Annotated in this window: 20 protein-coding genes and 1 pseudogene; 9 read left to right on the top strand and 12 right to left on the bottom strand. The window is 69.8% G+C overall.

The window, feature by feature from the left end:
* Positions 1-24: 24 nt before the first annotated feature.
* Complete coding sequence (pdxR, locus tag OG446_RS03565) at positions 25-1,482, bottom strand: MocR-like pyridoxine biosynthesis transcription factor PdxR (RefSeq protein ID WP_443050033.1); 1,458 nt, start codon at positions 1,480-1,482, stop codon at positions 25-27.
* Between the two features lie 2 nt (positions 1,483-1,484).
* Here pdxR and OG446_RS37140 point away from each other — a divergent pair.
* Positions 1,485-1,946: pseudogene (locus OG446_RS37140) on the top strand (EamA family transporter); the annotation flags it as partial.
* A gap of 489 nt (positions 1,947-2,435) precedes the next feature.
* Here the strand turns inward: OG446_RS37140 and OG446_RS03555 are convergent.
* Positions 2,436-3,266 (bottom strand): alpha/beta fold hydrolase, encoded by an 831-nt coding sequence (locus tag OG446_RS03555; RefSeq protein ID WP_328892641.1) that lies wholly within the window; start codon positions 3,264-3,266, stop codon positions 2,436-2,438.
* Between the two features lie 550 nt (positions 3,267-3,816).
* Here OG446_RS03555 and OG446_RS03550 point away from each other — a divergent pair.
* Positions 3,817-4,584, top strand: coding sequence for a GntR family transcriptional regulator (locus OG446_RS03550; protein WP_328892640.1), 768 nt, complete (start codon positions 3,817-3,819; stop codon positions 4,582-4,584).
* A gap of 45 nt (positions 4,585-4,629) precedes the next feature.
* On the opposite strand, the gene OG446_RS03545 is transcribed toward OG446_RS03550, so the two are convergent.
* The 3 genes from OG446_RS03545 to OG446_RS03535 all read right to left on the bottom strand — a co-directional run bounded on the left by OG446_RS03545 (position 4,630) and on the right by OG446_RS03535 (position 7,738).
* The gene (locus OG446_RS03545; protein WP_328892639.1) at positions 4,630-5,787 is read right to left on the bottom strand and encodes an ROK family transcriptional regulator; all 1,158 of its coding nucleotides are present in this window, start codon (positions 5,785-5,787) and stop codon (positions 4,630-4,632) included.
* A gap of 99 nt (positions 5,788-5,886) precedes the next feature.
* Positions 5,887-6,537 (bottom strand): response regulator transcription factor, encoded by a 651-nt coding sequence (locus tag OG446_RS03540; protein WP_328892638.1) that lies wholly within the window; start codon positions 6,535-6,537, stop codon positions 5,887-5,889.
* 4 nt (positions 6,538-6,541) lie between these two features.
* Positions 6,542-7,738 carry a sensor histidine kinase gene (locus OG446_RS03535; RefSeq protein ID WP_328892637.1) on the bottom strand — a complete coding sequence of 399 codons (1,197 nt, stop codon included), beginning with the start codon at positions 7,736-7,738 and terminating at the stop codon, positions 6,542-6,544.
* A gap of 106 nt (positions 7,739-7,844) precedes the next feature.
* Here OG446_RS03535 and OG446_RS03530 point away from each other — a divergent pair, with 106 nt between their 5' ends.
* From OG446_RS03530 to OG446_RS03510, 5 genes are all read left to right on the top strand, one after another.
* Positions 7,845-8,795 (top strand): ATP-binding cassette domain-containing protein, encoded by a 951-nt coding sequence (locus tag OG446_RS03530; RefSeq protein ID WP_328892636.1) that lies wholly within the window; start codon positions 7,845-7,847, stop codon positions 8,793-8,795.
* Complete coding sequence (locus OG446_RS03525; RefSeq protein ID WP_328892635.1) at positions 8,792-9,529, top strand: ABC transporter permease subunit; 738 nt, start codon at positions 8,792-8,794, stop codon at positions 9,527-9,529. Before OG446_RS03530 ends, OG446_RS03525 begins: the two co-directional genes overlap by 4 nt.
* 229 nt (positions 9,530-9,758) lie before the next feature.
* Positions 9,759-10,832: a DNA polymerase III subunit beta family protein gene (locus OG446_RS03520; protein ID WP_328892634.1), complete on the top strand. Its 1,074-nt coding sequence runs from the start codon at positions 9,759-9,761 to the stop codon at positions 10,830-10,832.
* A gap of 41 nt (positions 10,833-10,873) precedes the next feature.
* Positions 10,874-11,527, top strand: a complete 654-nt coding sequence (locus tag OG446_RS03515) for a hypothetical protein (RefSeq protein WP_328892633.1) — start codon at positions 10,874-10,876, stop codon at positions 11,525-11,527.
* Between the two features lie 192 nt (positions 11,528-11,719).
* Entirely contained in the window at positions 11,720-12,412 is a 693-nt protein-coding gene (locus OG446_RS03510) for a helix-turn-helix domain-containing protein (protein ID WP_328892632.1), read from the top strand.
* A 52-nt stretch (positions 12,413-12,464) separates the two neighbouring features.
* On the opposite strand, the gene OG446_RS03505 is transcribed toward OG446_RS03510, so the two are convergent.
* Complete coding sequence (locus OG446_RS03505) at positions 12,465-12,602, bottom strand: hypothetical protein (protein WP_328892631.1); 138 nt, start codon at positions 12,600-12,602, stop codon at positions 12,465-12,467.
* A gap of 68 nt (positions 12,603-12,670) precedes the next feature.
* Between OG446_RS03505 and OG446_RS03500 the strand changes: the two genes are divergently transcribed.
* Positions 12,671-12,934 (top strand): hypothetical protein, encoded by a 264-nt coding sequence (locus OG446_RS03500; protein WP_328892630.1) that lies wholly within the window; start codon positions 12,671-12,673, stop codon positions 12,932-12,934.
* A 345-nt stretch (positions 12,935-13,279) separates the two neighbouring features.
* Entirely contained in the window at positions 13,280-13,717 is a 438-nt protein-coding gene (locus OG446_RS03495) for a hypothetical protein (protein WP_328892629.1), read from the top strand.
* A 141-nt stretch (positions 13,718-13,858) separates the two neighbouring features.
* Here the strand turns inward: OG446_RS03495 and mug are convergent, their stop codons facing one another.
* The 6 genes from mug to OG446_RS03465 form a co-directional block, all read right to left on the bottom strand.
* On the bottom strand, positions 13,859-14,422 hold the full coding sequence (gene mug, locus OG446_RS03490; protein ID WP_328892628.1) for a G/U mismatch-specific DNA glycosylase: 564 nt from the start codon (positions 14,420-14,422) through the stop codon (positions 13,859-13,861).
* 19 nt (positions 14,423-14,441) lie between these two features.
* Positions 14,442-15,884 carry an adenylosuccinate lyase gene (gene purB, locus OG446_RS03485; protein WP_328892627.1) on the bottom strand — a complete coding sequence of 481 codons (1,443 nt, stop codon included), beginning with the start codon at positions 15,882-15,884 and terminating at the stop codon, positions 14,442-14,444.
* 171 nt (positions 15,885-16,055) lie between these two features.
* Positions 16,056-16,898, bottom strand: a complete 843-nt coding sequence (locus OG446_RS03480) for an SGNH/GDSL hydrolase family protein (protein ID WP_328892626.1) — start codon at positions 16,896-16,898, stop codon at positions 16,056-16,058.
* Positions 16,899-17,003: 105 nt separating this feature from the next.
* Positions 17,004-18,023, bottom strand: a complete 1,020-nt coding sequence (locus OG446_RS03475; protein ID WP_328892625.1) for a hemolysin family protein — start codon at positions 18,021-18,023, stop codon at positions 17,004-17,006.
* Positions 18,020-19,357, bottom strand: a complete 1,338-nt coding sequence (locus OG446_RS03470) for a hemolysin family protein (protein WP_328892624.1) — start codon at positions 19,355-19,357, stop codon at positions 18,020-18,022. Before OG446_RS03470 ends, OG446_RS03475 begins: the two co-directional genes overlap by 4 nt.
* A gap of 222 nt (positions 19,358-19,579) precedes the next feature.
* On the bottom strand, positions 19,580-19,999 hold the full coding sequence (locus OG446_RS03465) for a GNAT family N-acetyltransferase (RefSeq protein ID WP_328892623.1): 420 nt from the start codon (positions 19,997-19,999) through the stop codon (positions 19,580-19,582).
* Positions 20,000-20,143: the final 144 nt, after the last annotated feature.

The raw sequence follows: 20,143 nt of genomic DNA, 5'->3' as shown, positions 1-20,143 counted from the left end.
CCTCCGCTCCGCCCGGCAGTCCGTTCAGCCTCTGCTCCGCCGGCATGCTGCGAGCAGACGGACACCGTGTGCGATGTCCGCCGGCGGCAGGTGTGCGTAGCCGATCACCAGGCTCACCGAGGCGTCGGCGGACCGTACGTCGCGGCAGTCGTCGAGGGGCCGCAAAGCGATTCCGGCCTCCGCCGCGCGGCTCACGAACTCGGCTTCGGGGCCGTACCGTTCGGGCAGTCGGGCGATGACGTGCAGTCCCGCCGCGATACCGCTGACCTCGGCGCCCGGGAAGTGCTCGGCGAGCGCGGTCGTCAGGACGTCACGACGCTCCCGGTAGGCGCGCTGACAGCGGCGCAACTGCCGGTCGTAGCCGCCCCGGACGATGAAGTCGGCGAGCACCGCCTGGTCGACGGCGGGATTGCCCATGTCCATGGTCCGCTTGCGGTCGACGATCTCGTCCGTCATCGATGCCGGTGCCAGGAGCCAGCCGAGCCGCAGACCGGGCGCCAGGGACTTGCTCACCGAGCCGGTGTACGCGACATGCTCGGGGTCGAGGCCCTGGAGGGCGCCGACGGGGGCGCGGTCGTAGCGGAAGTCGCCGTCGTAGTCGTCCTCCACGATCACGCCGTCCGTCTCCCTGGCCCAGTCCAGAAGCCGGCTGCGACGAGCGGCGGAGTACGCGATTCCGGTGGGGAACTGATGGGCCGGAGTGGTCACGACGGCTCGCACGCCGGAGCGCACGAGGTGCCCCATCGACAGTCCTTCGTCATCGAGCGGCAGTCGCGCCGTGGCAAGCCCCGCCGACGAGAAGAGGGCGGCGTGCTCCGGGCTCCCGGGATCCTCGACACCGACGGTGGTCAGTCCGCGTCCGTGCAGGACGAAGCCGAGCAGGGTGCTTGCCTGGGCGACGCCGGAGCAGACCAGCAGGCGCTCCGGGTCGGCCACCACCCCGCGGCGCCGTGTCAGCAGCGCGGCCAGCGCGTCACGCAGCTCCGGCAGCCCGCGCGGGTCCGGATAACCCAGTGCGCTGTGCGGCAGCCGGCCGAGAACCGAACGATGGGTGGCGGCCCAGGCGCCGCGCGGGAAGAGCGAGAGGTCCGGCGTGCCCGGCCGGAAGTCGACGCGTGTGCCGGGGGCGCGGGGAGCGAGATCGCGGGCGCCGCCCCTGGCCGCCCGCACCGACCCGCTCACCCATGTCCCCGCCCCGTGCCCGCTGCGCAGATAGCTCTCGGCGGTCAGCTGTTCGTAGGCCTCGGTGACCAGGCCGCGCGAGACGCCGAGGTCCGCGGCGAGCGCGCGGGTCGACGGCAGCCGGGTCCCTGGCGCCAGACGGCCGGAACGGACCGCCTCCCGCAGCGCGGACTGCAGCGCCCGTCCGCGCCCGCGGGCCGGTGCCGAAGCGGCCGGGAGGAGCAGTTCCCAGGCGGCCGAGACGGACTCCCGCGCACCGCCGTCCGTACCGGGCGTCGAAGTGGTCCCCGAAGACGTCATAAATGTGGACCTTAAACCGGGCCGTCCAGCGGCCTAGCGTCGAAGCCATGAATGTGACCTATCTGCGTGGCGCGTCTCTCGCCGCCTTCGCCTCCGTCCTCGTAGGTGCCTCCTTCACCGCCAACAGTGTCCTCGGCGACTATCCGTACGCCGGCGGTCAGGCGCTGCGCTACGGCCTCGCCGCCCTGCTGCTCCTGCCGCTGTTGAACCGGGCCGGTGAGCCCCGGCCGGCCGACGTGCTCCGTGGGCTCACCGCCAGGCAGTGGGGCAGGCTGGCCCTGCTCGCCGCTGTGGGAATGGTCGGCTTCAACCTCGCCGTTCTGGCGGCCGAACGGTCCGCGGAGCCGGCTGTTCCGGGCGTGTTCGTCGGATGCGCACCGATCCTCGTAGCCGTCCTCGTGCCCCTGGCGGCCGGGCGCAGGCCGACCCGCGCCGTTATCAGCGCCGCGGCGCTGGTCGCGGTCGGCGCGTTCACCGTTCAGGGCTGGGGGCAGACCGACACGGCCGGCATCGTCTTCTCCGTCGGTGCGCTGGCCGGCGAGGTGGGCTTCGCGGTCATCGCCGTGCCGGTGCTGCGTCCGCTGGGACCCAAGCTGCTCTCCGCCACGGTGTGCGCGATCGCCGCGGCGGAGTCCACGGTCCTGGGGCTGCTGGTCGACGGTGCGGGATTCGTGCGGGTTCCGACGACCGGCGAGGCGGTCGCGCTGCTCTGGCAGGCGGCTGTGGTCACGGTGATCGGTTTCGTCTGCTGGTACCGCGGGATGCAGCGCATCGGAGCGGAGCGCGCCACGCTGTTCCTCGGGCTGATCCCCGTCGCCGCCGCGCTCACCGCCCCGCTCGTCGGTTCCGGTTCGTACGGCATCGCGCAGGCGGCGGGCAGCTGCCTGGTCGGGGCCGGCGTGGCGATCGGCTCGGGGGTCCTGAGCCGGCGGGGCCGCGAGCGGGTGGCGGATTCAGCGGCTGGTGTCGAGAATCACCCGCGCCACCAGAGCCGGGTCGTCGTTCATCGGGACGTGACCGCAGCCGGGAAGCCGGACCAGCCGGGCGCCGGGGACGGTGTGCTTGGCCCGGATGCCCTGGCGTCGCAGGAGGAGCCGGTCATGGCCGCCCCAGGCGATGGTCACCGGTAGCCCCGGCACGTCGTCGGCGAACCGGACGCTCCTGCCGGCGGCCAGGGTCCGGTGGAAACCGGTCGCCCGTCGCAGGGCGAGGGTCTCGGACACGGCCGCCTCCGGTGCGCGCCGTCCGGGCCGGGCATAGATGGTGCTGGTCAGGACGGTGCGACCGGCGGCGCTACGGGACAGGCGCTCGATGAGAGGCAGCGGCATCGACTCCGCAGCGAGCCGCATGGCGCGGAGGGTTCCGAACGCGTACCGGCGCTCGGGATCCGTCCAGAAACCGGCGGGCGAGAGCGCGGTCACCGAGCGTACGAGTTTCTCGCGGCCCAGCTCCAGCGCCAGCAGGCCGCCGAGCGAGTTGCCCGCCACGTGGGGGCGGTCCACCCCGATCGCCTCGCAGAAGCTCCCGAGCAGCGGCGCCACGGTCGTCAGGTCGTACGCCACGTCATCGGGCAAACCCGGAGAGGCGCCGAAGCCGGGCAGGTCCACGGCGATGACATCCCGTTCCAGGGCCAGGACCGGGATCACGGGGTCCCAGGCCTGACGGTGGTGGCCGATTCCGTGGAGCAGCAGCAGCGGCTCACCGGCACCCGACCGCTCGTACGCCACGGACACGGTCCGCGGTCCTCGGGGTGACTCGACGGTGAACGGAACCGTGGTGGCCATGGGGTTGCTCCCGGGTGAGGCGGCACGAGGGGTCCGTGCCAAGCGGCTTAGACATTCCGTCAGCAACAATTACCGCCAGGTAGCTTGTAGTTCAAGAGGGCGGGGGAGCGAACTGGACAGATGGGTGGGGCGGTGAGCTGGATGTGCGGCGACAGGTCGGCCGGCCCCTCGTATGCCGGATGGATGCCTGGACGGAGGCGGCCGATATGCGCATATCGCCCTTAATGCTGATGAGATCCTCGTGTCGCTTGCCGAGTGATCGATCCGCCGGTTCTCCCGCACGCCCTTTCCGGCCGCCCGCACCGGATGGTCGACCAGTCGGCCGGTCGAGCCCCACGCACCCTCCCGGACGTGGGGCTTTGTGCTGTCTGCGCCCCGCCTTCCGCGAACGTCCTGTGAACGCTGCACGGCGGATCGCCGCTTCGCGGCCCCGTGGCCCGAGGATTGGTCTTGACCAAGGGGGTGCGCCGTCCTATGGTCTCAACGTTAAGACAGGAACCTTTAATAAATAACGTCGCGGAAAAGCCGCTGGGCGATTGCGGAGGACAGGGTGGGGACCACGCAGCTGGAATCGGTGCAGGAGCCGAAGTACTGGCACCTCAAGACCGTGCTCAGTGAGGCACTCGACTCGGACTTTGCGGTGGGGGAGATTCTTCCCAACGAGCGCGAGCTCGCCGCCCGGTTCGGCGTCGCCCGGGCCACGCTCCGGCAGGCCCTTGAACAGCTCGAACTCGAAGGCAGGCTGCAACGCCGCCGAGGAGTGGGCACCACCGTCGCTCCGCCGCGCGTGGGAGTCGCCGTCTCCACCGCTCAGCACGACTGGACCGGGGGCGGTGCGGGCGAGGCCTGGCAGTCGGTCGACTGCAGGACGGCAGCCGCACCGGCCGCCGTGGCCGGGATGCTCGACGTGGCAGGTGACGAGCCCGTTCACATCGTGCGCAGGATCCGCCTCACGCACGGACAGGCGGTCGCGGCGGAGCTGTTGTACGTACCGGCGGCCTCCGTTCCGGATCTCTCGGCGATAGAGACCCCGTCCGGTCCCGCCAGGGCCCGCAGTGTCGTACGTGAACTGCACCGGCTCGGCCTCGACGGTCAGGACCGTTCCGTGGAGCTCGGCTCGGCGCGCGCGGACGACGCCAAGGAGCTCGACCGGCTCCCCGGCGCCCCTGTCCTCGTCGTGACGACCCGCTACCTCGCGGCCGGCGGCACAGCCGCCGTCTCCGTCGCCACGTACCGGGCCGACACCTGCCGCCTCACCTTCGGCGACTCGGGCGATCTGGAGATCAGCCACGACGACCGGGCCCAGCAGGCATCCTGACCGGATGACCGCGCGCCCCGGCGTGCACCGAACGGCCCGTCGCCTTCAGCGGCGGGCCGTCACCGTTCCCTCCACGGCGAAGAGCTGCTCCTCCACATGGTCGAGCGCCAGTCGCAGTGCACCCGTGGCCACGGCGGCCTCGCCGAGGAGCGACAGGGCGACCCGAGGAGGCCGCAGGCAGTAACGGGCCAGCTCACCGCGGAGCGGATCCAGCACCCCGTCCAGCCCGGCGGCCCAGCCGCCGATGACCACCAGCTCCGGATCGAGCGCCAGGACCAGCGCCGCAACGTCGTGCACCAGACGCTGGATGAACCGTTCGACAGCGGCCTGGGCCTGCTCGTCACCGCGCCGTGCCTTGGCGAACACAGCGGCGACCGCGTGTTCGTCGAGCGGGTCCAGCGGCGTGTCCGTCGTTGACAGCAGTCTTTCCGGCGTGACGTCACGGCCGAGGAGATGCAAGGCACCGATCTCGCCGGCCGCGCCGCCGAAACCGCGGTGCAGTCGTCCGCCGATGAGAGAACCCGCGCCGGGGCTCAGACCCGCCAGCACGAACACGATGTCGTCGGACTCCGTGGCCGCACCCTTCCAGTGCTCCGCGACCGCCGCCGCGTTCGCATCGTTCTCCACGAGCACGGGGCAGCGGAACGAGCGCCTCAGACGCTCACCGAGCGCCAGCCCCGTCCAGTCCGGCAGCGCGGTCCCGAGCCGGACGGTGCCGTCGGCCTCCACGATGCCGGGGCTGCCCACGCCGACCGCCCGCAGACTGCTGCGGGCCACGCCGGTCCGCCTGAGCACGTCGGCGACCACGGTCCGCACCCTGTCGAGGCGGTCGTCCGCACAGGCGGTCTCCGACACCTCGCGCGAGCCGGCGCCGATGATCCGGCCGTCCAGCCCCGACAACAACGCCGAGACCCGATGCGGGCCGATCTCGATGCCCAGGAGGTGTCCCGCCTCGGCCCGGAACCGGAACCGGCGGGCCGGACGCCCTTGACGCCGCGCCTCGGCCCCGTCCGGGGCCGACTCGACGACCAGGCCGGCCTCGAACAGTCCCTCCACGACGCCCTCGACCGTGGGCCGGGACAGACCCGTGATCCGGGTCAGGTCCGTAAGGGTCGGGGATTCCGCACCCCGGAGGGCGTGCAGCACCACCGCGGAATTGATCCGTCGCAGCAACGACGGGTCCCCACCGGTCAGCCGGCCCACGGTGTGTCCTCCCAGCTCGTGCGCATGTCAGGCGGATCGTACTCGCTGCCCGGAGGCTGGGCGACCGTGGGCGACGAGGCAGTCCGGGAACGCCCGGAATCAGCTCGGAGCGACGAATCCGGACTCGTAGGCGGCGATGACCGCCTGGGTGCGGTCCCGGGCACCCAACTTCGCCAGCACGGCGCTGACATGGGACTTCACCGTCTCGACGCCCACCACGAGCCGGGCCGCGATCTCGGCATTGGACAGCCCGCGGGCCATCAGGCGCAGCACAGCCTCCTCGCGCTCGGTGAGGGAAGCCCGCTCCATGACCTCCCGCGCCTTGTTCGTACCGTATTCGGCTGCCAGCTGCCGGACCGCGGCGGGGAACAGCAAGGACTCGCCCTCCGCCACCAGGCGCACCGCGTGCACGATCTCGGCCGGCCGGGCCCGCTTGAGGAGAAATCCGTCCGCGCCGGCCCGCAACGCCTCGTAGACGTACTCGTCGTTCTCGAACGTCGTCACCACCAGGATCTTCGGCGGATCGGGCACGGTCCGCAGTACCACCCGAGTCGCCTCGATGCCGTCCATGAGCGGCATCCGGACGTCCATCGCCACCACATCGGGCCGCAGCTGACGCACCAACGGGATCACCGCGGCGCCGTCGCCCGCCTCACCGACCACCTCGATGTCGGGCTGGGCTTCCAGAACTGCGCGCAGTCCCGCGCGGACCAGGGGCTCGTCGTCGACGAGAAGAACGGTAACCGGCATCCGGTCAGCGTATGCGGTACAGAGGAAGGCTCGCGTGCACCATCCATTCCCCCCTGTACGGCCCGGTCCTGGCACTGCCGCCCAGCAGCGCGGCTCTCTCCCTGATGCCCCGCAGCCCGCTGCCGCCCCCCGCGGTATCGGCCGAGCCCGCGAGCGCGGCATCCGTCGAACCCATGAGCGGATTCGTCACTTCCAGCTCCAGCCGGCCATCCGCGACGGTGATGCGGACCCGGACCGCGACAGATCCGGCATGGCGCAGAACATTGGTGAGGGCCTCCTGGAGAATGCGATAGCCCTCGCGGGACACCGACGCCGGTACCTGTTCCAGGGGGCCGGACAGGTCAGCATCGACCTCGGCTCCCGACCCGCGCGCCGAGTCCAGCAGACGGTCCGCCTCGCTCAGCGACGGCTGTCGACCCGACGGCTCACCCGATTCGCGGAGCACTCTCAGCACTCGTTCCAGATCGTCCAGCGCGTCACGGCCCGTCTCCTCGATTGCCGACAGTGCCCGCTCGGTGAACTCCGGGTCGTGTGCCGCCCGGGCGGCACCTGCCTGAACGACGGCGACCGTCAGGGCATGCCCGATCGAATCGTGGAGCTCGCGCGCTATCCGGTTGCGTTCGAGCAGCTGCTCCGTGCGCTCCTCCAACGCGGTCATCCGCTGTTTCGGGGTCGGCCCGAGCAGCCAGCGGGCTGCCGCGGTGATGAGCTCCCCGCAGCTCACGATGATGGCGAGCAGCATCACCAGGGGAACCGGAGCGAGGAGCGCGGCCCACCAGTGCGTGCCCAGCCCGGCGGCGAACCAATCGGCGCTCGGTTTGGAACCCACCGCCGAGCGGATGAGATCGACCGACGTGGCCGACAGCCACACCGTCGCCATGCCGGCCAGCGCGGCACAGAGCAGGCGCACCTCCAGCCAGAGGGACGTCCGCCACCGCTCGGACCACGACGTGGAGGGAGCGACGGAAATCGATGCCCCCGGTTCACCCCGCTCCTCGGGGGTGAGCAGCAGTTGTGCCTGGACCCCCTCGGCCAGGCGCATTCCGGGGATCAGCCCGACCAGGGCCGCGAGGACGACGGGCACCCAGGGAGTGTCCGTCGATATGAACAGCCAGACACTCACAGCGGCGCCGGGCAGGAGCAGATGCAGCCACCGGGTGTAGGTGACCGGCGTGGTCAACGGGCGGAGGAAGCGGGACATGCTGCCATCGTGCCAGCGAGCTCTGCGCGGCGGCTCCCCCGAGCGAGGGAGATGATCCACACCGGCGGGGGAGGACCGCTGCCGGCGCTGCGGCCAGGCTGAGGACATGACCAGTATCGACGTCAATGAGCTCACCAAGGACTACGGTGCGACCCGCGCCGTGGACCGACTCACGTTCAGCGTGCGGCCCGGCCGGGTCACCGGTTTCCTCGGACCGAACGGGGCGGGCAAGTCCACCACCATGCGGCTGGTCCTCGGCCTGGACCGGCCCACGGCCGGCACCGCCACGATCGGCGGGCGCGCATATGAGGCTCTGAACGATCCGCTTCGTCGCGTCGGCGTGCTGCTCGACGCGCAGGCCGCCCACGGCTCGCGGTCGGCGCGCGACCACCTGCTCACCCTGGCCACGAGCAATGGCCTGGGACGGGCACGGGTCGAGGAAGTACTGGAGGAGGCCGGACTCGGTCGCGTCGGGGGCCGACGGGTCAAGACGTTCTCCCTCGGTATGCGCCAGCGCCTCGGCATAGCGGCGGCACTGCTCGGCGACCCGGAGGTGATCATGCTCGACGAGCCGTCGAACGGACTGGATCCGGAAGGCATCATCTGGGTCCGGGAGTTGATGAAGCGGATGGCGCGGGAGGGCCGCACCGTGCTGGTCTCCAGCCACTTGATGAACGAGACATCGTCGTTCGCCGACCATCTGATCGTCCTCGGACAGGGCCGGCTGCTCGTCGACATGCCGATGCGGGAGTTCCTCCACTCCCGGAGCCGGCCCCGGGTGCGAGTAAGGGTGGACACGGCCGAATCGCCCCGGTTCAGCGAGGCCTTGGCACGCAAGGGACTCCGGGCCGAGCAGGGCGAGGACGGGCGCTGGACCGTCGAGGCGGTGAGAGCGGCCGAGATCGGTGCCCTCGCTGCCGCGGAAGGCATTCCTGTTCTCCAGCTCATGGACGAACAGGCCACGCTGGAACAGGCCTACCTGGATCTCACCGCGGGGGCCGCGGAGTTCGAGTCCGCAGCTGATACCCGCACCACCCGACAGGAGGTTGGAACATGACGGCCACCGCAGTTCTGCGCTCCGAGTGGATCAAGATCAGATCGGTGCGCTCCGTCGCCGGATCCCTGACGGCGGTCTTCCTCGCCACCATGGCCGTCACGGTCCTCAGCTTCGCCACCGTCGGCCAGGCCGAGGCGGACAACGCGGACGCGGATCTTGTCTTCGGTGCCTTCTACGCGCTGAACTTCGGTCAGATCGCGGCCATCAGCTTCGGAGCCACAGCGATCTCGTCCGAATACGTCAACGGTGCGCTGCGTCTGTCGCTGGCTGCGGTTCCGCGCCGCACTCTGTTCTACACGGTCAAGATGTCGCTCATCGGAAGCGCAGCTCTGGCCGTTGGGCTGGTCACCAGCTTCAGCTCATTCCTCGTCGGGCAACTGTTCATGGGGGACTATGCCATCGGGCTGGGTGAACCGGGCGCGCTGAGGGCGGCTTTCGGCAGCGGCATATATCTCGCTCTGATGACTCTCTTCGCCGCTGGGCTGACCGTTCTGTTGCGAAGCGCCGTTGCCGTGCTCAGCCTGCTCATTCCCTTCATCCTGATCGTCTCGTTCGTCGTCGGCGACATCGCGGGTGGCGTGGCCGACTATCTTCCCGACCGGGCCGGCCAGTTGGTGCTGCACCAGCATCCGGACGGCAGCATCGGGCCCTGGGCTGGGCTTGCCGTGACCGCAGCATGGGCGGGGGCGACGTTGGTCGCCGGCTGGTGGGCACTGCGACGCCGGGATGCCTAGGACGAAGTGAGCCCGGGGAGATCGCTGGGGCCTGGCCCTTGGAGAGATACGTAGGACGTGGCCCTGGAAGGATGCGCCGGAGGTGACTGCAGGGCGTGACGCTAAGTGGTCGAGTTTGGAAGTCCTTCGGGGGTTGACGCTGAGGGAGCTCCCGTGCCGCGTGGTGGCGTGGAACCCGACCAAAGAGCGAGTTGACCTTCAAGTTGGATGAAGGTCAACAATCGGGTCCATGGACGGCAGCACGGAACTACTGAGCATCAGCGCCTTCGCGCGGCGAGTCGGCCTCGCTCCGAGCGCCCTGCGTTTCTACGACGACAGCCGCGTTCTGCGGCCGACGAGGGTCGATGGGGCGACCGGATACCGGTTCTACAGCCCCGCGCAGGAGGCCCGTGCCGTTCTCCTGCGCGGTCTGCGGGAAGCGGGGCTGCCGCTGGCCGAAGTCACCGTGGTGCTCGACGGGCCCGAGCGCGAGGGCCGAGAGGTACTGGAACGGCACTTGGAGAGGATGCGGGACCAGACGCAGACCGCCAAGGCCGCCGTCGCAGTGGCTCTGCAATCCCTCCGTACTGCAAGTAGTACGACGGAAGCGAGAATCGACGGCGTGGAGTTCGCCAGCGCTGTACGCCAGGTGGTGTCGGCCGCGGCTTCCGACGAGGAGCATCCTGCGCTTGGCTGCGTCCTCATCGAGATCGATGACGGCGAGGTTCGTCTGGTAGCCACCGATCGCTATCGCCTGTCGATGCGCGTCCTGAAGCCGGCGGCGCTCGACGGAGGACCCTGCCATCTGCTGATGCACGCGACTGACCTGATCGAGTTCGGTCAATGGGCGGCGCGAGTCCATCAAGTCACCATCCAGGTCGGACCGGACGGCACCCGAGCACGCAGCGCGACACAGTCCCGCGTCCTGGCGACGGTCGATGCCCCGTTTCCTTCCTACCGCGAGATGCTCTCGGCTCTGCCCCCGACCGAATACCGCGTGATCGTGGATCGCCTGGCCCTTCGCGACGCGGTCAACAGCCGTGGCGACGCTGCCCGCATCGCTGTGAGCTTCGCCGACGATGAGCTGGTCGTCTCTCTGGCCGATCACTCCCATCCCGCCACCCTGCCTGCGATCTGCCATGAAGAACTGCCGCAGCGGATCGGTTTCGACCCTGCCGTCCTGGCTCCCGCGCTGGAAGCCAGCGTCGGGCCCGACGTCCTGTTGGAGATCTCCGCCACAGACCGTCCTGTTGTGGTGCGTTCCGCAGACCAGGGCAGCTTCACCACTCTGGTCATGCCGGTGGCTCTGAAAACCTCCAGCTGACTCCGTCGCAACACCGCACCCCCATCACCTCCAGGAGAACCGTGACCGACCCCGAGAACGTCGTCGTGCAGCTGTGCGTGCAGGGCATGCAGGCCGAGACCGAAGGACGCGATGCCCAAGCACGGGACTTGTTCCTCCAAGCATGGGACGCAGCCGAGGACGACTACGACGCCTGCATCGCCGCGCACTACCTCGCCCGGCATCAGCCGACCCCGCAGGAGACCCTGCACTGGAACCAGGAGTGCCTGAACCGGGCCGACAAGGTCGGAGACGACCGTGTCCGCGGCTTCTACGCCTCACTTCACGGCAACATGGCCCGAGCCCACCGGGACCTGGGCCAGATCGACAAGGCCCGCGAGTACTTCGAGTCCGCGGCCAAGCACCTCAACGCGGTCCCGGCCGGCCCCCACAACCAATGGCTCCGCTACCGCATCGCCGCAGGACTGCGCGCCACCACCCTGTCCGCACCACAGCATCACGAGGACCCGGTCGGCGAACTCCTCACCCGACTCTGCGCACGCACGGACCTCGAAGCTCTGAGTCTGCTGCTGCCTCCGTACATGGGCAGCCTCGGCACACCCGAGGACAACGAACGCATCACCACTGCCCTGCGCATGCTCCACGCCGAACGTCGGCTCCCCGACGCTGAGCAGTCCGTCCTCAGCCACGCGATCGAGGTCCGGTCCGCCGCGTGAGCGCCTCCGATTCTCGGTGACACGCGAGACGCCCGGGCAGGAATCCGGCTGCCTGCTCGGTGCTGACGGACGTTCAACGATCATGACGGGCCGCCGTGAGAATCGTCGGCCCGCTATACGTGGACCCCCAGCCCGGTCTTCCTGTCCCCCTTCAAGGTCCAATGGAGGGGACAGGAAGGGGACCAGTCGAAAATGCTCGGCCTCATCGGCCTGCCGCAGGCCCCAGGAGACAGATACTTGCCCATACGCGCCGCCGTGGCGGTGGTGCTGACCGCCGCCGAGCGCCACCGACTCAAGAAGATGGCTTACGGCCGCAAGACTCCACACCAAGCCCGGCAACGTGCTGCGGTCGTCCTTCTCGCTGCCCGTGGTCGGGGTAATGCCAGGATCGCCGACGAGACCCACCTGCACGTGGACACGGTCCGAACCTGGCGTGGCCGGTTCGCCCATGGTGGTCTGCCAGCCCTGGCCGACCGCAAACGGTCTGGACGCCCTGCCCGGTTCTCTCCAGTGCAGGTCGCTGAGGCCAAGGCGCTGGCCTGCCAACTCCCCGTGGAGAGCGATATCCCACTCTCCCGCTGGTCGTGTCCGGAGCTGGCCGCCGAGCTCACCGCGCGCGGGGCATCACCGCGACCGTCTCCGCGTCCACGGTGCGCCGTTGGCTGCGCGAAGACGCGATCAAGCCCTGCCAGTACCAGTCCTGGATCTTCATCACGGACCCCGACTTCCGGCCCAAGGCCCAGCGGGTCTTGGATCTTTACGCCCGTACCTTCGAGGGCGAGCTGCTGGGCGCGGACGAGTACCTCATCTCCGCCGATGAGAAGACCTCCGTTCAGGCCCGCTGTCGTTGCCATCCGACCTTGGCGCCCGGCCAAGCCAGAATGATGCGCGTCAATCACACGTACAAGCGCGGCGGCGCGCTGGCCTACCTGGCCGCCTACGACGTCCATGCCGCGAAGGTGTTCGGCCGCACCGAGGAGCGCACCGGCATCGTCCCGTTCATGAACCTGGTCTCCCAGGTCATGAGCCAGGAACCGTACGCGAGCGCGAAGCGCGTGTTCTGGGTCGTGGACAAACGGCTCCTCGCGCCGGGGGAAGAAGGCCGCCGCCCGGCTGACCGCGGCGTTTCCGAACGCTGTGCTCGTGCACACCCCCGTCCACGCCTCCTGGTTGAACCAAGTGGAGATCTTCTTCTCCGTCGTGCAGCGCAAGGTCGTGACGCCCAACGACTTCACCGACCTGAAGCAGGTCGCGGACCGGCTCCGAGCCTTCGAAGACCGCTACAACGCCACGGCACAGCCGTTCCAGTGGAAGTTCACCACTTCCGACCTGGACGATCTGCTGGCCAGGCTCGACGGGCACACCGCCGATCACCCAGAAGAATCCTCTGCCGGCCCCACCATCTGATCCACCCCCGAAGGACTTACGGCGCAGACCACTAAGCGGGGGGCCGGTGGATCGGATATGTCAGCCCCATGGCACAGCGCTGACCGAGGAGGCAGACCCGTCCCATGCCGAGCTTCGAGGTCACGCCCATCGGCACGGCCGGGAACGACCGGAAGGACGTGCAGCACACGGACACCGGGGGTGCCGTTCGCAGCACGTCACCGTTGACTTGGCGAGGGCTTCGGTGAGGCGTGTCTCCAGGGGGCGGAGGGCATCTCCCAGGCGGAAGGCCTGAACAGTGGCTGAAAACCGCTCAAAGTGCAGGGCGAGGCTTTCGTTGTCAGTGCCGGACGGTTTACTGACGGCATGACCACCGCACATCACCTCCGCCTCATCGACGGGATGCGCACCCGAGAGTTTCCCGCGGATCGCATCCGGTCGGGGTCGGGAGTCAGCGGGCCCGGCTATCACACGGCGTACCTGCACGCCGACGACGATCACTGGGACGACGACGAGGCGGGACGGCTGGAGCACCGTGCACAGTGCTTGGCGGAGCACGAGGCGCTGATCACCGTGCTTGGCGCACGCTGGGGAGACCCGCAGCTGATCAGCCTGTGGAGTGCGCAGGAGCGAATGATGTCGGGTGAGGACATACCTGACCCGTGGGCCGACACCGTTGCCGGGTGCGAGTACCTCCGGCTCTGGCATATCGAGGCTCGGTGGATCGCCCTCGCGCTGTACCTGGAGGAAGAAGGCCCGGGGTGCGAGCTCAGCGTGGTGGTGACCGAGATCGATCCTCCCTGAACCCTGTCCTGGGGCGACGGGGCGACGGGGCGACGGGGCGACGGGGCGAAGTGGCGGTGGGCGGAGGGGCGAAGTGGAGGTACAGCCGACGAGCCCTGTTCCGTAGTCAGGGCTAACGGCTCAAGGCTCACGGCTCAAGGCTCACGGCTCAGGAGTCGGGATCGAGGCATCCGAGTCGACGGCTGAGCGGAGGCGTCCGTACTCGTCGGCCATGGAGCTCACGGTCCAGTGGGCGTTGAGCCCGCTCGGGTTGGGCAGCGCCCAGACGGAGGCCCCGCCGATCTGCCGTTCCTGCGGTCCGATGCGCGCCTGACGCTCGCCGAATGCCGTCCGGTAGGCCGTGATGCCGACGACGGCCAGCCATCGGGGGCGCAGTTCCTCGACCTTCGCGGTGAGGATCCGGCCCCCAGCGCGAAATTCCTCCGCAGACAGCTCGTCGGCCCGGGCCGTGGCCCTGGCGACCACGTTGGTGATGCCCAGCCCATGGCGGAGCAGTTCGGACTGTTCGCAGGGCTTGAGCTGCCGTGGAGTGAATCCCGACCGATGAAGGACCGGCCAGAAGCGATTACCGGGAAAGGCGAAGTGGTGACCCGTGGCACCTGTCATCAGGCTTGGGTTGATGCCGCAGAACAGTACGCGCAGGCCGCCCGCGATCACATCGGGAACGATGCGGTCACGGGCGGCCAGGAGCTCTTCGGGTGTCATCGGCCGGTGGCCCGGCGCATCAGAGGATCGAGCCCGGCGTGTAACCGGCCGCCTCCGGGTGCTGCTTGGTGATCTCCTCGATCCGGCCGATCAGGGCGGTCACCTGGTCGCCCGCCGCACCGGTGAAGGAGAGTTTGTCGGCCATGAGCTCATCCAACTGCGCGCGGTCGAGCGGGATGCGCTTGTCCGCCGCCAGCTTGTCCAGCAGCTCGTTGCGCTCCGTGCCCTGCTCACGCATGGCGAGAGCGGAGGCGACCGCGTTCTCCTTGATGGCCTCGTGGGCGACCTCACGGCCGACACCGGCGCGAACCGCGCCCATCAGCACCTTGGTCGTGGCGAGGAAGGGCAGGTAGCGGTCCAGCTCGCGAGCGACCACGGCGGGGAAAGCGCCGAACTCGTCGAGCACCGTGAGGAAGGTCTCCACCAGACCGTCGAATGCGAAGAAGGCGTCCGGCAGGGCCACCCGGCGGACCACGGAGCAGGACACATCGCCCTCGTTCCACTGGTCGCCCGCCAGCTCACCGGTCATCGACGCGTAACCCCGAAGAATGACCATCAGGCCGTTGACGCGCTCGCACGAGCGGGTGTTCATCTTGTGCGGCATGGCGGACGAGCCGACCTGGCCCGGCTTGAAGCCCTCGGTCACCAGTTCGTGGCCGGCCATCAGCCGAATGGTCTTCGCGACGGAGGAAGGCGCCGCGGCCAGCTGTACCAGCGCGGTCACCACGTCGTAGTCGAGCGAGCGGGGGTAGACCTGGCCGACCGAAGTGAAGGCCTGTGCGAAGCCGAGGTGCCCGGCGATGCGCTGCTCCAGCTCGGCGAGCTTCCCGGCGTCTCCGCCCAGCAGGTCGAGCATGTCCTGGGCGGTGCCGACGGGGCCCTTGATCCCGCGGAGCGGGTAACGGCCCAGCAGGTCCTCGAGGCGCCCGTAGGCCACCAGCAGCTCGTCCGCCGCCGATGCGAATCGCTTTCCGAGGGTCGTGGCCTGCGCCGCGACATTGTGGGACCGGCCCGCGATGACCAGTTCGCGGTACTCACCGGAGAGCCTGCCCAGCCGGGCCAGGACTGCCACCGTGCGATCGCGCATCAGTTCCAGCGACAGCCGGATCTGGAGCTGCTCGACGTTCTCCGTCAGGTCCCGGGAGGTCATTCCCTTGTGGACCTGCTCGTGGCCGGCGAGGGCGTTGAACTCCTCGATGCGGGCCTTGACGTCGTGCCGGGTCACCTTCTCGCGCTCCGCGATCGAGGCCAGGTCGACCTGATCGATGACGCGCTCGTAATCTGCGAGGGCCGCGTCGGGTACCTCGATCCCGAGGTCCTTCTGGGCGCGCAGCACCGCCAGCCACAGCTGACGTTCCAGCTTCACCTTCTGCTCGGGGGACCAGAGGACAGCCAGCTCCGTAGAGGCGTAGCGGCCGGCCAGGACATTGGGGATGCGAGGCTTCGCAGACACAGCAGTCACGTGTGCAGATTCTACTGGCGGTTTGTGCAGGTCGGCGCCGCCCCCGGTTTGTGCGTTGCTACGAGTGCGGGTGCCGGGGCCGGAGCGGCGGTGGGGTCGGCGGGCAGCGGGCAGTCGTTGCCCTCGACTCCTTGGCTGGGGCGGGCTCGCAGCTGTGCCCCCGAGGGCCGGCTACTCGACCGTGTCGACCCGTCGCCACGTGGCCACGGGGCCCGGGGCCTCGGCGTTCACGGGAGTGACCCAGAAGGCCCGCCCCAGCTCGGCGCTGAACTGTGCTCCCGTACGCCCGTCGCCGGAGGAGCGCCCGGTCAGACGCCGCCCTATCCACGGGAGCAGGTGCCGGCGGGCGAAGCGCACGTCGTCCACGCGCCGGGAGGTCCAGCGCGGCGGGGACGTGGCGGCCGGGTGCGCCTGCCAGTCGTTCTCCGGAGGCAGTCCGAGCGTCTGCCAGACGGCCTCCGCCACCCGGCTGTGACCCTCGGCGGTGAGGTGCAGCCGGTCCACGTCCCACATCCTTGGGTCGCCCAGAACCGGTGCTCCGTACAGGTCGGCGACCTCCGCACCGTGCCGCGCGGCAAGGTCGTCGACCAGCGCGAACAGCTCCTCCATGCGCGGCCGGAAGCGTTCCATCACCGGCCCGTTGCGACCGGGGCTGCGCATCAGGACCAGCTTCTTGCACGAGGGGGCGAGACGCTCCACGGCCTCCTCCAGCCGGCCACGGACCATGCCCATGTCGCACTTGGGCCGCAGGGTGTCGTTGAGACCGCCCACCAGCGTCACGACGTCTGCCTGCATGGCGGCCGCCACGTCCACCTGCTCGTCCACGATCTGGCCGATGAGCTTTCCGCGCACGGCGAGATTGGCGTACCGGAATCCGGGGGTGCGGGTGGCCAGCCGGGTGGCGAGAACGTCGGCCCAGCCCCGGTACGAACCATCGGGCAGCAGGTCCGACATGCCCTCGGTGAACGAATCGCCCACTGCGACGAGACTGGTGTATTCAGCATTCATTTCCATGGCCCTGCGATCGTATCGCGGTGCGGCCGGCCCTCTCCCGAACACGGCGGCAGGCGCGGTCCCGCACCCCGGGAAGGGGGCGGGACCGCGCCTGCCGGGTCGGGATCAGCGCGGCTGGGGCCGGCCCACCAGCTCGCGGAGCACATCCTCCATCGTCACCATGCCGGCCAGCCGGTCGTCCTCGTCGAGGACGGCGGCCAGGTGCGTGCGGCTGCGCCGGAGCGCCGTCAGCACGTCGTCGAGCGGTGTCGCCGCCCGTACCCGGGCGATGGGCCGCATCGCCGTCACCGGGAAGGGCACGTCGCGGGGTGTGACGTCCAGGGCGTCCTTCACATGCAGGTAGCCAAGGATCCGCTGCTCGCTGTCCATCACCGGGAACCGCGAGAATCCGGTCTCGGAAGACAGACGCTCCAGCTCCTCGGGTGTCGTCCCGACCCGCGTGTACATCACCCGGTCCACCGGCAGCACCACATCGCGCACCGGCCTGCGCCCCAGCTCCAGGGCGTGGTGCAGCCGCTCGGCCGCGCGGTCGTCGACCAGCCCTGCGTCGCCGGCGTCCTTGACGAGCCGGGCCAGCTCATCGTCGGAGAAGGTGGCGGACACCTCGTCCTTCGTCTCCACCCTCAACAGCTTCAGCAAGGCGTTGGCGAAGGCGTTGATCGCGAAGATCACCGGGCGCAGCGCTCGGGCCAGGGTGACCAGAGGCGGCCCGAGCAGCAACGCGGTCTTCACGGGTTCGGCCAGCGCGATGTTCTTCGGCACCATCTCGCCGAGCAGCATGTGGAGGTAGGTCGCCACCGACAACGCGATCACGAACGAGATCGGGTGGACCAGCCCGTGCGGCACTCCCACGGCGTCGAAGACGGGCTCCAGCAGATGGGCGATGGCGGGTTCGGCGACGATACCCAGGACCAGGGTGCACAGCGTGATGCCCAGCTGGGCCGCCGCGAGCAGTGCCGAGACGTGCTCGAGACCCCAGATGACGCTGCGCGCCCTCCGGTTCCCGTCCTCGGCCTGCGGTTCGATCTGGCTGCGCCGCACAGAGATGAGAGCGAACTCCGCACCGACGAAGAAGGCGTTCACGACCAGGGTCAGCAGACCGATGAAGAGCTGTACGGCGGTCATCGCTCATCCTCCGACGGCTCGTCGGAACCGGGCAGCGGTGCGTGCAGCAGCGCCCGTGCGGCGCGCCGCCCTGAGGCGTCCACCACGTCGAGGCGCCAGCCGGCCAGCTCGATCGAATCACCCACGGCCGGGATGCGGCCCACCTCCGTGGCCAGCAGTCCGGCGAGGGTCTCGTACGGTCCGTCCGGCACGCGCAGTCCGATCCTCTCCAGCTGGTCGGTGCGGGCAGCGCCGTCGGCCGACCACAGGGTGCGTCCGTCGGCGTCCTCGCCGGCCGGTGCCAGATCCGGGGTTTCGTGCGGATCGTGTTCGTCCCGCACCTCGCCGACGACCTCCTCGACGATGTCCTCCAGTGTCACGACACCCGCCGTGCCGCCGTACTCGTCGATGACGACCGCCATCGCGAGTTTGCCGGAGAGGCGGTCCAGCAGTCGGTCCACGGTCAGGGTCTCCGGCACGAGCAGCGGCTCGCGCAGCATGTCCGAGACCCGTTTGCGAGGGCGCTGTTCGGCGGGGATCGCCAGTACGTCCTTGATGTGGGCGACGCCGACGACGGTGTCGAGGCTGCCCCGGTACACGGGGAACCGGGACAGTCCGGTGGCCCGGGTGGCGTTGGCGACGTCCTCTGCCGTCGCCTGCACGTCCAGTGCGGTGACCTGTACCCGCGGCGTCATCACGTTCTCCGCGGTCAGCTCCGCCAGATTGAGGGTGCGGACGAACAACTCCGCCGTGTCGGCCTCCAGCGCGCCCGCCTTGGCGGAGTGCCGGGCCAGGGCCACCAGCTCCTGCGGACTGCGGGCGGATGCCAGCTCCTCGGCCGGTTCGAGGCCGAAGCGGCGCACGATGTGGTTGGCCGTGTTGTTGAGATGGCTGATGAAGGGCCGGAAGAGCGCGGTGAAGGCCCGCTGCGGGGTGGCCACCGTCTTCGCCACGGCGAGCGGCGAGGAGATGGCCCAGTTCTTCGGTACGAGCTCGCCGACCACCATCAGGAACACGGTGGACAGGGCGGTGCCGATCACCAGGGCCACGGAGGACGCGACGCCGGATGACAGCCCGACGGCCTCGACCGGGCCGCGGATCAGTTTCGCGATGGACGATTCGGAGAGCATGCCGACGACCAAATTGGTGACGGTGATGCCCAGCTGGGCCCCGGAGAGCTGGAAGGTGAGGCTGCGTACCGCCTTCATGGCGCTCGCTGCGCCGCGTTCCTCCCGCTCGACAGCGCGCTCGAGCTGGCCGCGCTCGACCGTGGTCAGGGAGAACTCCGCCGCGACGAAGGCGCCGCAGGCGAGCGAGAGCAGTACGGCCACGAGCAGCAGAAGCACTTCGGTCATCGGTTCACCTCCGTCCCATGATCGGGCAGGGGGAGGAGGATCGCTCGATCTCGGCGATATCGGCTACTGGGAGGCTCGCCCATGGGCGGACGCTCACACCTTTCAAAAGGAATCGACAGGGGGAGCACCCATAGTAAAGGATCGGCAAAGTGGCGAGGCCGGGAAGGTGCCCGGACTCCCGGACCTCGGTCCGGATCCGACGGCTCCCCGCCCCACCCGCTGTCAGAGCGGCTTCACCCAGCGGCGCCAGTGGTCCTCCCGGTGGTAGCCGGCGGCGGCCCATGCGTGCTGTGCGCGCTCGTTGGCTTCCAGGACCATGGCGTCGGCCCGGCGGCCGCCGAGCGCCGTGAAACGGGCGTCAGCCGCTTCCAGCAGCGCCGTGGCGATGCCCTGCCGACGGAACGCGGGATGCACGGCCAGCCGGTAGACGTGGCACCGCCAGCCGTCGAAGCCTGCGATGACGGTGCCCACGAGCCGGCCGTCCCGTTCCGCCAGAAGCAGGGCCTCCGGGTCCCGGAGGACCAGCCGGGACACCCCGTCGCGGTCGTCGCTGATACTCGTACCCTCTGCGGCCTCGGGCCAGAACCGCAGCACGCCGTCGATGTCGTCGAGGCCGGCACAGCGGATGTGAAGATCGCTCATAGGGCGAGCCAAGCAGAGCGTCGTCCCGGCGGGCGACCGAATTTCGACTCCGTTCGTACGCGCGTCCCACGCGCGCCGGCGCAGTCCGTCCCGTCCCGGCTCGGGAGCACCGGCTCGGCAGCGTCGGGCGGAGTCCGTCTCAGC

Source organism: Streptomyces sp. NBC_00236, from assembly GCF_036195045.1.
Classification (GTDB): Bacteria; Actinomycetota; Actinomycetes; order Streptomycetales; family Streptomycetaceae; genus Streptomyces.
Note: the sequence above shows the minus strand (reverse complement) of the source record. Positions and strands in the feature narration are given on the sequence as shown.

What these genes read in the sequence shown, in the direction of transcription:
- pdxR (WP_443050033.1), bottom strand. Translation starts at nt 1,482, where the DNA reads ATGACGTCTTCGGGGACCACTTCGACGCCCGGTACGGACGGCGGTGCG.
- OG446_RS03495 (WP_328892629.1), top strand. Translation starts at nt 13,280, where the DNA reads ATGACCACCGCACATCACCTCCGCCTCATCGACGGGATGCGCACCCGA.
- OG446_RS03520 (WP_328892634.1), top strand. Translation starts at nt 9,759, where the DNA reads ATGGACGGCAGCACGGAACTACTGAGCATCAGCGCCTTCGCGCGGCGA.
- OG446_RS03525 (WP_328892635.1), top strand. Translation starts at nt 8,792, where the DNA reads ATGACGGCCACCGCAGTTCTGCGCTCCGAGTGGATCAAGATCAGATCG.
- OG446_RS03540 (WP_328892638.1), bottom strand. Translation starts at nt 6,537, where the DNA reads ATGCCGGTTACCGTTCTTCTCGTCGACGACGAGCCCCTGGTCCGCGCG.
- OG446_RS03470 (WP_328892624.1), bottom strand. Translation starts at nt 19,357, where the DNA reads ATGACCGAAGTGCTTCTGCTGCTCGTGGCCGTACTGCTCTCGCTCGCC.
- OG446_RS03555 (WP_328892641.1), bottom strand. Translation starts at nt 3,266, where the DNA reads ATGGCCACCACGGTTCCGTTCACCGTCGAGTCACCCCGAGGACCGCGG.
- OG446_RS03535 (WP_328892637.1), bottom strand. Translation starts at nt 7,738, where the DNA reads ATGTCCCGCTTCCTCCGCCCGTTGACCACGCCGGTCACCTACACCCGG.
- OG446_RS03530 (WP_328892636.1), top strand. Translation starts at nt 7,845, where the DNA reads ATGACCAGTATCGACGTCAATGAGCTCACCAAGGACTACGGTGCGACC.
- OG446_RS03510 (WP_328892632.1), top strand. Translation starts at nt 11,720, where the DNA reads ATGCTCGGCCTCATCGGCCTGCCGCAGGCCCCAGGAGACAGATACTTG.
- OG446_RS03465 (WP_328892623.1), bottom strand. Translation starts at nt 19,999, where the DNA reads ATGAGCGATCTTCACATCCGCTGTGCCGGCCTCGACGACATCGACGGC.
- OG446_RS03480 (WP_328892626.1), bottom strand. Translation starts at nt 16,898, where the DNA reads ATGGAAATGAATGCTGAATACACCAGTCTCGTCGCAGTGGGCGATTCG.
- mug (WP_328892628.1), bottom strand. Translation starts at nt 14,422, where the DNA reads ATGACACCCGAAGAGCTCCTGGCCGCCCGTGACCGCATCGTTCCCGAT.
- OG446_RS03475 (WP_328892625.1), bottom strand. Translation starts at nt 18,023, where the DNA reads ATGACCGCCGTACAGCTCTTCATCGGTCTGCTGACCCTGGTCGTGAAC.